Origin of the sequence: Pseudomonas lalucatii (genome assembly GCF_018398425.1) — a bacterium.
Classification (GTDB): Bacteria; Pseudomonadota; Gammaproteobacteria; order Pseudomonadales; family Pseudomonadaceae; genus Aquipseudomonas; species Aquipseudomonas lalucatii.
This window is the reverse complement of the sequence record NZ_JADPMV010000001.1, coordinates 84,215-97,480: the sequence shown is the minus strand read 5'-3', so window position 1 is coordinate 97,480 and position 13,266 is coordinate 84,215. Positions and strand designations below refer to the sequence as shown.

Here is a 13,266-nt window from a genome sequence, read left to right as displayed (position 1 = left end):
CCACGGATCGGATATTTCACTTGATACGTCCCCTCCTCTCGCTACTCCTCGGCCTGGCCATCTGCCTGCCGACCTGGGCCGCCATCCGCGAAAGCCATGGCTATGCGCAATTCGGCGTACTCAAGTACCCCGCCAGCTTCAGCCACTTCGACTGGGTCAACCCCGACGCCCCCAAGGGCGGCACCGTGCGGATGATGGCGCTGGGCTCCTTCGATACGCTCAACGCCTACGCCCTCAAGGGCACCAGCCCGATCTCCACGGCCAACTTCCTGCAGTACGGCATCACCGGCCTCAACGAACCGCTGATGGCCGGCACCGACTCCTACGACCCCTCCGGGGACGAGCCGGCCTCGAGCTACGGCCTGATCGCCAGGTCGGTCGAGTACAGCGAGGACCGCAGCTGGGTGGTATTCAACCTGCGGCCGCAGGCGCGCTTCCACGACGGCAAGCCGATCACCGCCTATGACGTGGCGTTCTCCTACCGCACGCTGCTCAAGGAGGGGCATCCGCAGTACCGCACCCATCTGCAGGAGGTCAAGCGGGTCGACATCCTCAACCGCCACCGCGTGCGCTTCGTCTTCAAGCGCTCGGGCAATCCGCTGCTGATCCTGCGCCTGGGCGAACTGCCGGTGCTGCCCCAGCACTACTGGAAAGACCGCGACTTCAAGGCCACCACCTTCGAGCCGCCGCTGGGCAGCGGGCCCTATCGCATCACCCAGGTGAGCCCGGGCCGCAGCCTGGTCTTCGAGCGAGTCAAGGACTGGTGGGGCGAGGCGCTGCCGATCAACCGCGGCAAGTACAACTTCGACCGGGTCGAGGTGGAGTTCTACCGCGACAGCCATGTGGCCTTCGAGGCGTTCAAGGCCGGCGAGTTCGACTTCTATATCGAGCATCAGGCGAAGAACTGGGCCAGCGGCTACCGCTTTCCGGCCGTGGAGCGCGGTGAGGTGGTCCGCGCGGAGATCCCCCACCAGATCCCCACCCAGACCCAGGCGCTGTTCATGAACACGCGCCGCGCGACCTTCGCCGAGCGCAAGGTGCGCGAAGCCATCGGCCTGATGTTCGACTTCGAATGGACCAACCGCGCCCTCTTCAACAGCGCCTACACCCGGGCCCAGAGCTATTACCCGAACAGCGAATTCTCCGCCACCGGCAAGCCCAAGGGCGCCGAGTGGCTGCTGCTGTCGCCGTACCGCAAGCAACTGCCGGCGCGACTGTTCACCGAGCCATTCAAGATGCCGCAGACCAACGGCCGCGGCATTCCCCGGGACACCCTGCGGCGCGCCTTGCAGCTGCTGGGCGAGGCCGGCTGGAAACCCAGCGGCCAGCACCTGCTCAACGACGATGGCCAGCCGTTGCGCTTCGAGATTCTGCTGGTCAACCCCAGGCTGGAACGCATCCTCCAGCCCTATGCCGAAAACCTGGCGCGCATCGGCATAGAGGCCAACCTGCGCACCGTCGATCGCGCCCAGTACAAACAGCGCCTGGACCAGTTCGACTTCGACATGATCCTGCTGACCCTGCCGCAAACCCTCAGCCCCGGCCTGGAGCAGTGGCTGTACTTCCATTCCAGCCAGGCCAAGATCAAGGGCGGCAAGAACTACGCGGGCATCGACCATCCGGTGGTCGACGCCCTGCTCGACAAGCTGCTGGCGGCCAAGACCCGCGACCAGCAGGTGGCCGCGACCCGCGCCCTGGACCGGGTGCTGCTGTGGCAGCACTACACCATTCCCAACTGGTATATCAGCCATCACCGCCTGGCGTACTGGAACCGCTTCGCCTTCGTCGCCACGCCGCCCTACACCCTGGGCCTGCGCACCTGGTGGCTGAAATCCTCGGAGACCGCTCGATGACCCATTCCCTGCGCGCCCTCCTCGTCCGCGGCAGCGGCCTGCTGCTGTCGGCTCTGGCCGCTATCGGCCAGGCGGCGCCACAACACGCGCTGACCCTGTACGACGAGGCGCCCAAGTACCCTGCCGACTATCGGCATTTCGACTACGTGAACCCGGATGCGCCGAAGGGCGGCACCCTGCGCCAGTCCGGCTTCGGCGGTTTCGACAGCCTCAATCCCTTCATCAGCAAGGGCGTGGCCGCCGACGACATCGGCCTGATCTACGACACCCTGACCCGCCACAGCCTGGACGAGCCCTTCACCGAATACGGCCTGCTGGCCGAGAAGATGGAGAAGGCCCCGGACAACGCCTGGGTCCGCTTCTACCTGCGCGCCGAGGCGCGCTTTCATGACGGCCAGCCGGTGACCGCAGAGGACGTCAAGTTCACCTTCGAGACCCTGATGAAGGATGGCGCGCCGCTGTACCGGGCCTACTACGCCGACGTCGAGCGGGTCGAGATCGAAGGCCCGCGCCAGGTGCGCTTCGTCTTCAAGCACGCCGGCAACCGTGAACTGCCGCTGATCCTCGGTCAGCTGCCGGTACTGCCCAAGCACTGGTGGGCCGAGCGCGAGTTCGCCAAGGGCAACCTGGAGATCCCCCTGGGCAGCGGCCCCTACCGGGTCGCCGAGGTGCAGGCCGGGCGCTCCATTACCTATGCGCGGGTCGAGGACTGGTGGGGCAAGGACCTGCCGGTGAACCGCGGCTTCTACAACTTCGAGCGCATGCGCATCGACTACTACCGCGACAACACCGTGGCCCTGGAGGCGCTCAAGGCCGGGCAGTTCGACTATTGGCTGGAGAGCAGTGCGAAGAACTGGGCGACCGCCTACGACACCTCCGCCGTGGCCAACGGCCAGTTGATCAAGGAAGAGATCGACAACCACAACCCCACCGGCATGCAGGGCTTCATCTTCAATCTGCGCCGCCCGCTGTTCCAGGACCGCCGGGTGCGCGAGGCCCTCGGCCTGCTGTTCGACTTCGAATGGGCCAACAAGCAGCTGTTCAACGGCGCCTACAGCCGTACCCACAGCTACTTCGACAACTCTGAGCTGGCCTCCAGTGGCCTGCCCGGCGAGGCGGAGCTGAAGATTCTCGAACCGCTGCGCGAGCAGATCCCCCCCGAGGTCTTCACCGACGCGTTCAGCCTGCCGGTTACCGATGCCAGCGGCATCATCCGCGAGCAGCAGCGCCGCGCCTACCAGCTGCTGCAGGAGGCCGGCTGGCGGGTCGAGGGCGATCATATGCTGGACGCCACGGGCACGCCGGTGAGTTTCGAGTTCCTCCTCGCCCAGCCGGAGTTCGAACGGGTGCTGCTGCCCTTCAAGCGCAACCTGGCCGACCTCGGCATGGAGCTGGTGATCCGCCGGGTGGATGTCTCCCAGTACATCAATCGCCTGCGTTCGCGGGATTTCGACCTGATCGTCAGCGGCTTCGGCCAGTCCAATTCGCCGGGCAACGAGCAACGCGAGTACTGGCACTCCAGCAGCGCCGACAAGCCGGGCAGCCGCAACTACATCGGCCTCAAGGACCCGGCGATCGACCAGCTGGTCGACGGCCTGATCAACGCCGACTCCAGGCAGAGCCTGATCGACCACACCCGCGCCCTGGACCGGGTGCTGCTGTGGGGCCACTACGTCATCCCCAACTGGCACATCAAGACCTGGCGCGTGGCCTACTGGAACCACCTGGCCCACCCCAAGGTCACCCCGCTCTACGACATCGGCCTGAACACCTGGTGGTTCCGCGAACTGCCACAGGCCCCGAAGGCGACCGACGCCGACGCGGCGAGCACGGAGCGCTAGCATGCTGGCCTATATCGTCCGCCGCCTGTTGCTGATCATCCCCACCCTGTTCGGTATCCTGCTGCTCAACTTCATCATCATCCAGGCCGCCCCCGGCGGCCCGGTGGAGCAGATGATCGCCCAGCTGGAAGGCTTCGAGGGCGCCACCAGCCGCATCGCCGGCGGCGGCGCCGAGGTGGCCGTGGCCGGCTCCAACTACCGCGGCGCCCAGGGTCTGGACCCGGAGCTGATCGCCGAAATCGAGCGTCTGTACGGCTTCGACAAGCCGGCGCCGGAACGCTTCTGGATCATGCTGAAGAACTACGCCAGCCTGGATTTCGGCGAGAGCTTCTTCCGCGACGCGCAGGTGATCGACCTGATCGTCGAGAAGATGCCGGTGTCGGTCTCCCTCGGCCTGTGGAGCACCCTGATCATGTACCTGGTGTCCATTCCCCTGGGCATCGCCAAAGCCGTGCGCCACGGCAGCGCCTTCGACGTCTGGACCAGCTCGGCGATCATCGTCGGCTACGCCATTCCGGCGTTCCTGTTCGCCATCCTGCTAATCGTGCTGTTCGCCGGCGGCAGCTACTTCGACTGGTTCCCCCTGCGCGGGCTGACCTCGAACAACTTCGACGAGCTCAGCCTCGGCGGCAAGATCCTCGACTACTTCTGGCACCTGGCCCTGCCGGTCACCGCCCTGGTGATCGGCAACTTCGCCACCCTGACCCTGCTGACCAAGAACAGCTTCCTCGACGAGATCAACAAGCAGTACGTGGTCACCGCCCGGGCCAAGGGCCTGTCGAAGAACGGCGTGCTCTACGGCCATGTGTTCCGCAACGCCATGCTCATCATCATCGCCGGCTTCCCTTCGGCGCTGATCGGCATCTTCTTCACCGGCTCCCTGCTGATCGAGGTGATCTTCTCCCTCGACGGCCTCGGCCTGATGAGCTTCGAGGCGGCGATCAACCGCGACTACCCCGTGGTGTTCGGCACCCTGTTCATCTTCACCCTCCTGGGACTGGTGTTGAAACTGATCGGCGACCTCACCTACACCCTGGTCGATCCGCGCATCGACTTCGAAAGCCGGGAGCATTGAGATGGCCCTGTCCCCTATCAATCAGCGGCGTTTCGAGCGGTTCAAGGCGCACAAGCGGGGCTGGTGGTCGCTGTGGATCTTCCTGGCGCTGTTCGTCCTGACCCTGGGCGCCGAGCTGATCGCCAACGACAAGCCCCTGGTCGTGCAGTACGACGACCAGTGGTACTTTCCGGTGCTCAAGCGCTATCCGGAGACCACCTTCGGCGGCGAGTTCCCGCTGCAGGCCAACTACAAGAGTCCCTACATCCAGGGCCTGATCGCCGAGAAGAACGGCTGGATGCTGTGGCCGCCGATCCCCTTCAGCTATTCGAGCATCAACTACGACCTGGAGGTGCCGGCCCCTGCGCCGCCGTCCGCGGCCAACTGGCTGGGCACCGACGACCAGGGCCGCGACGTGCTGGCACGGGTGATCTACGGCTTCCGCATCTCGGTGCTGTTCGCCGTGACCCTGACCGTGCTCAGCTCCATCATCGGGGTGTTCGCCGGCGCCCTGCAGGGCTTCTACGGCGGCTGGGTCGACCTGCTCGGCCAGCGCTTCCTCGAGGTCTGGTCCGGCCTGCCGGTGCTCTACCTGCTGATCATCCTGGCCAGCTTCGTGCAGCCGAACTTCTGGTGGCTGCTGGGCATCATGCTGCTGTTCTCCTGGATGAGCCTGGTCGATGTGGTGCGCGCCGAGTTCCTCCGCGGGCGCAACCTGGAGTACGTGCGCGCCGCCCGCGCCCTGGGCATGGAGAACGGCGCCATCATGTTCCACCACATCCTGCCCAACGCCATGGTCTCGACCATGACCTTCATGCCCTTCATCCTCACCGGCGCGATCGGCACCCTCACCGCCCTGGATTTCCTCGGCTTCGGCCTGCCCCCCGGCGCGCCGTCGCTCGGCGAGCTGGTCGCCCAGGGCAAGGCCAACCTGCAGGCGCCCTGGCTCGGCATCAGCGCCTTCGCCGTGCTGGCGATCATGCTGAGCCTGCTGGTGTTCATCGGCGAAGCCGCCCGCGATGCCTTCGACCCAAGGAAATGAGATGAACGACTCCGCCCCCCTGATCGAGGTCCGCGACCTGGCCGTCGAGTTCGTCACCGGCGAGCAGAAGCAGCGCGTGGTCGAAGGCGTCAGCTTCTCCATCCAGCGCGGCGAGACCCTGGCCCTGGTCGGCGAGAGCGGCTCCGGCAAGTCGGTCACCGCCCACTCGATCCTGCGCCTGCTGCCCTACCCCCTGGCCCGGCACCCGAGCGGCAGCATCCACTACAACGGCGAAGACCTGCTCACACTCGACGAGAACCGCCTGCGCGCCCTGCGCGGCGATCGCATCGCCATGGTCTTCCAGGAGCCCATGACCTCGCTCAATCCGCTGCACAGCATCGAGAAGCAGATCAACGAGGTGCTCGCGCTGCACAAGGGCCTGAGCGGTACGGCCGCCACCGAGCGCACCCTGGAGCTGCTGGAGCTGGTCGGCATTCCCGAGCCGCACAAGCGCCTCAAGGCCTATCCCCACGAGCTGTCCGGCGGCCAGCGCCAGCGGGTGATGATCGCCATGGCCCTGGCCAACGAGCCGGAACTGCTGATCGCCGACGAACCGACCACCGCCCTCGACGTCACCGTGCAGCTGAAAATCCTCGAACTGCTCAAGGACCTGCAGGCCCGCCTCGGCATGGCCCTGCTGCTGATCAGCCACGACCTCAACCTGGTGCGGCGAATTGCCCATCGCGTATGTGTCATGCAGAGCGGAAAGATCGTCGAACAAGCGTCGTGTGAAAAATTGTTCCATGCGCCGCAGCATCCCTATACCCAGGAACTGCTCGGTGCCGAGCCCAGTGGCGACCCGGTGGCAGTCGCTGCCGGCGAACCGCTGCTGGAGGTCGACGACCTGCGCGTGTGGTTCCCGATCAAGAAGGGGCTGCTGCGGCGCACCGTCGACCACGTCAAGGCGGTGGACGGGATCAGCTTCAGCCTGCCCCGGGGCCAGACCCTGGGCATAGTCGGCGAAAGCGGTTCCGGCAAGTCGACCCTGGGCCTGGCAATCCTGCGCCTGCTCGGCAGCCAGGGCGCCATTCGCTTCCGGGGCGAGGCACTGCAGGGACTGTCGCAGCACGCCGTGCGCCCGTTGCGCCGGCAGATGCAGGTGGTGTTCCAGGACCCCTTCGGCAGCCTGAGCCCACGCATGTCGGTGGGCCAGATCGTCGGTGAGGGCCTGCATATCCATCGCATGGGCACGCCGGCGGAACAGGAACAAGCGATCATCGACGCGCTCCTGGAGGTAGACCTGGACCCGGAAACCCGGCACCGCTACCCCCACGAGTTTTCCGGCGGGCAACGGCAACGGATCGCCATCGCCCGGGCACTGGTGTTGAAACCGGCGCTGATACTGCTGGACGAGCCCACCTCGGCGCTCGATCGCACGGTTCAGCGCCAGGTCGTCGAGTTGCTGCGCGCGCTGCAGATCAAGCACAACCTGACGTACCTGTTTATCAGCCACGACCTGGCCGTGGTTCGGGCACTGAGCCACCAGCTGATCGTGGTCAAGGAAGGGCAAGTGGTGGAACAGGGGGCAGCGGAGAAGATCTTCGCCGCACCGCAACATATTTACACTCGGCAGCTGCTGGAGGCAGCCTTTCTGGCTCCAGCAGCTGCCGACTAATCCTTGAAAGTAGGAAGAGGAAGAGACACATGGGTTTTCTAAGCGGTAAGCGCGTACTGATCGTTGGCGTTGCCAGCAAACTGTCCATCGCCTCGGGCATCGCCGCGGCCATGCACCGCGAGGGCGCCGAACTGGCCTTCACCTATCAGAACGAGAAGCTCAAGGGTCGGGTCGAAGAATTCGCCGCCGGCTGGGGCTCGGGTCCCGAGCTGTGCTTCCCTTGCGATGTGGCCAACGATGACGAGATCGCCAGCGTGTTCGAGGCCCTGAGCAAGAAGTGGGACGGCCTGGACTGCATCGTCCACTCGGTCGGCTTCGCCCCGGGCGACCAGCTCAACGGCGACTTCACCGACGTCACCACCCGCGAAGGCTTCAAGATCGCTCACGACATCAGCGCCTACAGCTTCGTCGCCCTGGCCAAGGCCGGTCGCGAGCTGATGAAGGGTCGCAACGGCAGCCTGCTGACCCTCTCCTACCTGGGCGCCGAGCGCACCATGCCCAACTACAACGTGATGGGCATGGCCAAGGCCAGCCTGGAAGCCGGCGTGCGCTACCTGGCCGCCAGCCTCGGCCCGGAAGGCACTCGCGTCAACGCCATCTCCGCCGGCCCCATCCGCACCCTCGCGGCCAGCGGCATTGCCAGCTTCCGCAAGATGCTCGCTGCCAACGAGAAGCAGACCCCACTGCGCCGTAACGTGACCATCGAGGAAGTCGGCAATGCCGGCGCCTTCCTCTGCTCCGACCTGGCCTCGGGCGTCAGCGGCGAGATCATGTACGTCGACGGCGGCTTCAACACCACCGCCATGGGCGCCATGGAAGACTGATCGGCCCGGTGCCGACAATAAAAAAGCCCGCTAACGCGGGCTTTTTTATTGCTGGTCGCTATCAGAAGCGCTCGATATCCGCCTGCGCTTCCAGCTGCTTGCGGAAGGCCGCGAAGTCCTGCTGACCACTGCGCGAGGCCAGGAAGCGCCGGTACATGCCCTTCTCTTCCTCGGCCAAGGCCTCCTGCGGCTCGCTCACGCCATTGAGGCGAATCACCACGAAGTCGCCACTGTCCAGGCCGACGCCGGCGAAGGTCGGCTGCCCGGCCTCGCGCGGCTTGGGCATGCGGAACAGCGCCTGCAGCACGAGCGGCTCGACGCTGTCCTGGCTGCGCGTGGCCGCTTCGACCACCTGCCATTCTTCAGCCCGCTCGGCCGGCGCCTTGCCATCGCGCAAGGCCGCCAGCAGTTCCTCACCCTGGGCCTTCGCCGCCTCGCTGGCGCGGACCCGGATCAGGTGCGCACGAATGCTCTCCTTGACCTGCTCAAGGGCCAGCCGCTCTGGCTTTCTGTGCTCCTTGACCCGCACCACCACGACGGTGCTCGGATCGAGCTCGAGGCTCGCGCTGTTGCTACCGTCTTCCAGCACTTCGGCACTGAAGGCCGCCTGCACGACCTGGCGGTTGGCGGCCAGGCCTTCGCCGCCTTCACGGCCGAAGGCAGCGGTGGTTTGCACCTCCAGCCCCAGCTCCTGCGCAGGCTGGACCAGGTCCGAGGCCTCGAACGCCAGGTCCTCCAGTTGCTTGGCGACTTCGACGAAGCGCTGCTCCACCTGCCGCGCCTTCAGCTCGCGCACCAGCTTGTCTTTCAGGCTGTCGAAGCTGGGCACCTCGGGGGCCTGCACGCCGAGCAGCTTGATCAGGTGCCAGCCGAACTCGCTGCGCACCGGTGCGGAGACCTCGCCCTCGCCCAAGGCATACAGGGCGCCCTCGAAGGCAGGGTCGTATACACCCTGCCCCGCATAACCCAGATCACCGCCCTCGGCCGCCGAGCCCGGGTCATCGGAGAGTTCCTTGGCCAATGCGGCGAAATCCTCGCCCTGCTGCAACCGCTTCTGGGCCTCTTCGAGCTTGGCCTTGGCCTGCTCGTCGCTCAGCGAGTCGCCCACCTCGACCAGGATGTGCGCGGCACGGCGTTGTTCGGCCAGGTTGGCGATCTCGTTCTGATAGGCGCTCTGCAGGTCTTCCTCGGCCACCTCGACCTGGTCGAAGAAGGCGTCCTTCTTCAGCTCGAGATACTCCAGAACCACCTGCTCCGGACTCATGAACTGACTGGCCTGGGCCTCGTAGTAGGCCTTGACGTCGTCGTCGCTCAACTGCACGGCGGCGGTATCGGCCGGCACGCGCTGGGTGGCGAAGTCACGGGTCTGCCGCTCCAGACGGGCGAACGCCTCGATCTGCGCATCGGTAACGAAACCACTGCCCGCCAGCCCCGCACGCAGCTGGCCGATGAGCATTTCCTGGGCCAGCATCTGGCGGAACTGCAGGCGGCTATAACCCAGCTGGCGGATCACCTGGTCGAAACGGTCGGCGTTGAACTTGCCGTCCACCTGAAACTCCGGCGTCTGCAGGATCAGCTGATCGAGCGCCTGCTCCGAGAAGGCGAAATCGGCATCCGCCGCCGCCTGCAGCAGCAGGGTCCGCTCGATCAGCCCGTTGAGCGCCGCCTCGCGCAGCAGCTTCTCATCCAGCAAGGAGGCATCGAAGTCCTTGCCGAGCTGCTGCAGCAGCTGGCGACGCTGCATCTCGACCGCCTGCCCCAGCTGATTCAAGCTGACCTTCTCGCCGTTCACCTCGGCAGCGTTCTGGCTGTTGCTGGTGCCGGTGAACACGGCCTCGACACCGGTCAGCGCCAGTAACACGACGATAAGACCGATAATGGTTTTGGCAATCCACCCCTGTGAATTGTCCCTGATGTTCTGCAGCATGCGTCCCCCAGAACGACTGTATAAAAAAAACGCAGCCGTGCAGTGTGGGTAATATCCGGATAGAAGAAAGGCGCATCCGGGGATGCGCCTTCGCGTAACTGGCGGAGCGGATAGGGCCCGAACCCGCGAACCCTGCATGACCGACCGGAATTCTCACCGACCGCCTCTCCCCTCCGCTGCCAGATCGACCTCGCAGCCGACCTGGTAGGGCTAGGCCCGAAAGACGCTTAGTTGACGGCGTCTTTCAGTGCCTTGCCAGCTTTGAAGCCAGGGATCTTAGCGGCGGCGATGCTGATCGGCTTACCGGTCTGCGGGTTGCGGCCAGTGCGAGCGGCGCGCTCTTTGACAGCAAAGGTACCGAAACCTACCAGTACGACGGAGTCACCAGCCTTGAGAGCGCCAGTGACGGATTCAATCACTGCGTCCAGCGCGCGGCCAGCAACAGCTTTCGGGATATCAGCAGATGCAGCGATAGCATCGATCAGTTCCGACTTGTTCACTCTAAGTCCCCTTAATTTCTGTTGAGTTTGTTTCTTGATTTTTAGTGTAAGCAAAGCGGGTGCTGGGCGGCCTGCAGACACAATAAGAGCCGCTTTATAACAAGGGCTCTAAAATTGTGTCAAGAAAGCCCCCCGGCTAATGCGTGCTGATTCGCTCCTTGGAATCAGACTCGCGCTTCTCATCCTTTGCAACCAGCTCAGGAGCCGCATCGGACAAGGGCTCCGGGGCGTATTGCAGCGCAATTTGCAGGACCTCGTCAATCCATTTAACAGGTTTAATCTGCAGGTCTTGCTTTATGTTTTCGGGAATTTCTTTCAAGTCGCGGACATTTTCTTCGGGAATGATCACGGTTTTGATTCCGCCCCGGTGAGCCGCCAGCAGTTTTTCTTTTAACCCGCCGATCGCCAGAACCTGACCACGCAGGGTGATCTCACCGGTCATGGCCACATCCGCACGTACCGGAATCTGGGTCAAGGCCGAGACCAACGCGGTGCACATGCCGACCCCCGCACTGGGACCGTCCTTGGGCGTCGCCCCCTCGGGCATATGGATGTGAATGTCACGCTTTTCGTAGAAGTCCAGGGCCACGCCGAGGCTCTTGGCACGGCTGCGCACCACGGTCTGCGCGGCGGTGATCGATTCGACCATCACATCGCCCAGGGAGCCGGTCTTGATCAACTGGCCCTTGCCGGGCACCACCGCGGCCTCGATGGTCAGCAACTCGCCGCCCACCTGGGTCCAGGCCAGCCCGGTCACCTGACCGATCTGGTCCTCCTGCTCGGCCAGGCCATAGCGATGCTTGCGCACGCCGAGGAAGTGCTCCAGCGACTCCGCCGTGACCAGCACCTCGAAGCGCTTCTGCCGGGTATGCTCCTTCACCGCCCGGCGGCAGACTTTGGCGATCTGCCGCTCCAGGCTGCGCACCCCGGCCTCACGGGTGTAGTAACGAATGATGTCGCGAATCGCCGCCTCCTCGAACGCCAGCTCGCCCTTCTTCAGGCCGTTGACCTGGATCTGCTTGGGCGCCAGGTACTTGATGGCGATATTGACCTTCTCGTCCTCGGTGTAACCGGGCAGGCGAATCACCTCCATGCGGTCCAGCAAGGGCGCCGGAATGTTCATGGAGTTGGCGGTGCAGAGGAACATCACGTCGGACAGGTCGTAATCGACCTCCAGGTAGTGATCGTTGAAATTGTGGTTCTGCTCCGGATCGAGCACCTCGAGCAGCGCCGAGGCGGGATCGCCGCGCATGTCCTGGCCCATCTTGTCGATCTCGTCGAGCAGGAACAGCGGGTTGCGCACGCCCACCTTGGTCATCTTCTGGATCAGCCGCCCCGGCATGGAGCCGATATAGGTACGGCGGTGACCGCGGATCTCCGCCTCGTCGCGCACGCCGCCCAGGGCCATGCGCACGAACTTGCGATTGGTCGAATGGGCGATGGACTCGGCCAGGGAGGTCTTGCCCACCCCCGGCGGCCCGACCAGGCAAAGCACAGGGCCCTTGATCTTCTTCACCCGCTTCTGCACGGCGAGGTACTCGAGGATGCGCTCCTTGACCTCTTCCAGGCCGTAATGGTCGGCGTTGAGAATCGCCTCGGCCCGCGCCAGGTCCAGGCGCACCTTACTGTGGGCCTTCCACGGCACGTTCACCAGCCAGTCGATATAGGAGCGCACCACGGTGGCCTCGGCCGACATCGGCGACATCTGCTTGAGCTTGTTCAGCTCGGTCTGCGCCTTGTCGTAGGCTTCCTTGCTCAGGCCGGCGTTCTCGATGCGCTTCTTCAGCTCGTCCAGCTCGCTGTGGCCCTCGTCGATGTCGCCGAGCTCCTTCTGAATGGCCTTCATCTGCTCGTTCAGGTAGTACTCGCGCTGACTGCGCTCCATCTGCTTCTTCACCCGGCCACGGATGCGCTTCTCGACCTGCAGCAGGTCGATCTCCGCGTCCAGCAGGGCCAGCACATGCTCGACCCGGGCCGACAGATCGGTGATCTCGAGGATTTCCTGCTTCTGCTCGATCTTCAACGCCATGTGCGCGGCCATGGTGTCGACCAGGCGGCTCGGCTCATCGATGCTGTTCAACGACGACAGCACCTCGGCCGGCACCTTCTTGCCGAGCTGCACGTACTGCTCGAACTGGCTGAGCAGGCTGCGCACGAATACTTCCGACTCGCGCTCGGCGGCTTCGACCTCGTCGAGCAACTGCACTTCGGCGCGGCAATGGCTATCGGCCTCGATGAACCGCTCGATCTCGCCACGCTGCTCGCCCTCGACCAGCACCTTGACCGTGCCGTCCGGCAGTTTCAGCAGCTGGAGAACAGTCGCCACGGTACCGACCCGGTAGAGCCCCTCCTCGCCCGGATCGTCATCCGCGGGGTTCTTCTGGGCGAGCAGCAGGATCTGCTTCTCCCCTGTCATCGCTGCCTCCAGGGCTTCGATGGATTTCTCGCGCCCGACGAAAAGCGGGATCACCATGTGCGGATAGACCACGACATCGCGCAGCGGCAGGAGAGGCAATTCGATGGTTGTCTTCATGATTTCGGCTCTACGGCGGCCATACGGCCGTAAACAGATGGGAGTACCCTTGGCCCTAAGATGGGGGTAGCCCCAGC

General features: G+C 64.7%; 9 protein-coding genes. 6 read left to right on the top strand and 3 right to left on the bottom strand.

What is annotated here, in order from left to right; translation table 11 throughout:
- Positions 1–23 precede the first annotated feature (23 nt).
- Genes I0D00_RS00400 through fabI form a run of 6 tightly spaced genes read left to right on the top strand, consistent with a single transcriptional unit; the run spans position 24 to position 8,229 of the window.
- Positions 24–1,853, top strand: a complete 1,830-nt coding sequence (locus tag I0D00_RS00400; protein WP_213640187.1) for an extracellular solute-binding protein — start codon at positions 24–26, stop codon at positions 1,851–1,853.
- Positions 1,850–3,694, top strand: a complete 1,845-nt coding sequence (locus tag I0D00_RS00395; protein ID WP_213637790.1) for an extracellular solute-binding protein — start codon at positions 1,850–1,852, stop codon at positions 3,692–3,694. The genes I0D00_RS00400 and I0D00_RS00395 overlap by 4 nt, the downstream gene beginning before the upstream one ends.
- A 1-nt stretch (position 3,695) precedes the next feature.
- Positions 3,696–4,769, top strand: coding sequence for a microcin C ABC transporter permease YejB (locus I0D00_RS00390; RefSeq protein ID WP_213637789.1), 1,074 nt, complete (start codon positions 3,696–3,698; stop codon positions 4,767–4,769).
- A gap of 1 nt (position 4,770) precedes the next feature.
- Positions 4,771–5,790, top strand: a complete 1,020-nt coding sequence (locus I0D00_RS00385; protein ID WP_213637788.1) for an ABC transporter permease — start codon at positions 4,771–4,773, stop codon at positions 5,788–5,790.
- Between the two features lies 1 nt (position 5,791).
- Entirely contained in the window at positions 5,792–7,405 is a 1,614-nt protein-coding gene (locus I0D00_RS00380; RefSeq protein ID WP_213637787.1) for an ABC transporter ATP-binding protein, read from the top strand.
- A gap of 29 nt (positions 7,406–7,434) precedes the next feature.
- Positions 7,435–8,229, top strand: a complete 795-nt coding sequence (fabI, locus tag I0D00_RS00375) for an enoyl-ACP reductase FabI (protein WP_213637786.1) — start codon at positions 7,435–7,437, stop codon at positions 8,227–8,229.
- Between the two features lie 61 nt (positions 8,230–8,290).
- On the opposite strand, the gene I0D00_RS00370 is transcribed toward fabI, so the two are convergent.
- The 3 genes from I0D00_RS00370 to lon all read right to left on the bottom strand — a co-directional run bounded on the left by I0D00_RS00370 (position 8,291) and on the right by lon (position 13,189).
- Positions 8,291–10,156 carry a SurA N-terminal domain-containing protein gene (locus I0D00_RS00370; protein WP_213637785.1) on the bottom strand — a complete coding sequence of 622 codons (1,866 nt, stop codon included), beginning with the start codon at positions 10,154–10,156 and terminating at the stop codon, positions 8,291–8,293.
- A gap of 227 nt (positions 10,157–10,383) precedes the next feature.
- A complete protein-coding gene (hupB, locus tag I0D00_RS00365; protein WP_003239952.1) occupies positions 10,384–10,656 on the bottom strand; it encodes a nucleoid-associated protein HU-beta in 273 nt (90 codons plus the stop codon).
- A gap of 136 nt (positions 10,657–10,792) precedes the next feature.
- Positions 10,793–13,189, bottom strand: a complete 2,397-nt coding sequence (lon, locus tag I0D00_RS00360) for an endopeptidase La (protein ID WP_213637784.1) — start codon at positions 13,187–13,189, stop codon at positions 10,793–10,795.
- Between the last annotated feature and the right edge of the window lie 77 nt (positions 13,190–13,266).

Bases quoted from the DNA above. Each gene is read 5' to 3' on its own strand.
- I0D00_RS00395 (WP_213637790.1), top strand. From the start codon at position 1,850: ATGACCCATTCCCTGCGCGCCCTCCTCGTCCGCGGCAGCGGCCTGCTG.
- I0D00_RS00390 (WP_213637789.1), top strand. From the start codon at position 3,696: ATGCTGGCCTATATCGTCCGCCGCCTGTTGCTGATCATCCCCACCCTG.
- I0D00_RS00385 (WP_213637788.1), top strand. From the start codon at position 4,771: ATGGCCCTGTCCCCTATCAATCAGCGGCGTTTCGAGCGGTTCAAGGCG.
- I0D00_RS00380 (WP_213637787.1), top strand. From the start codon at position 5,792: ATGAACGACTCCGCCCCCCTGATCGAGGTCCGCGACCTGGCCGTCGAG.
- fabI (WP_213637786.1), top strand. From the start codon at position 7,435: ATGGGTTTTCTAAGCGGTAAGCGCGTACTGATCGTTGGCGTTGCCAGC.
- I0D00_RS00370 (WP_213637785.1), bottom strand. From the start codon at position 10,156: ATGCTGCAGAACATCAGGGACAATTCACAGGGGTGGATTGCCAAAACC.
- lon (WP_213637784.1), bottom strand. From the start codon at position 13,189: ATGAAGACAACCATCGAATTGCCTCTCCTGCCGCTGCGCGATGTCGTG.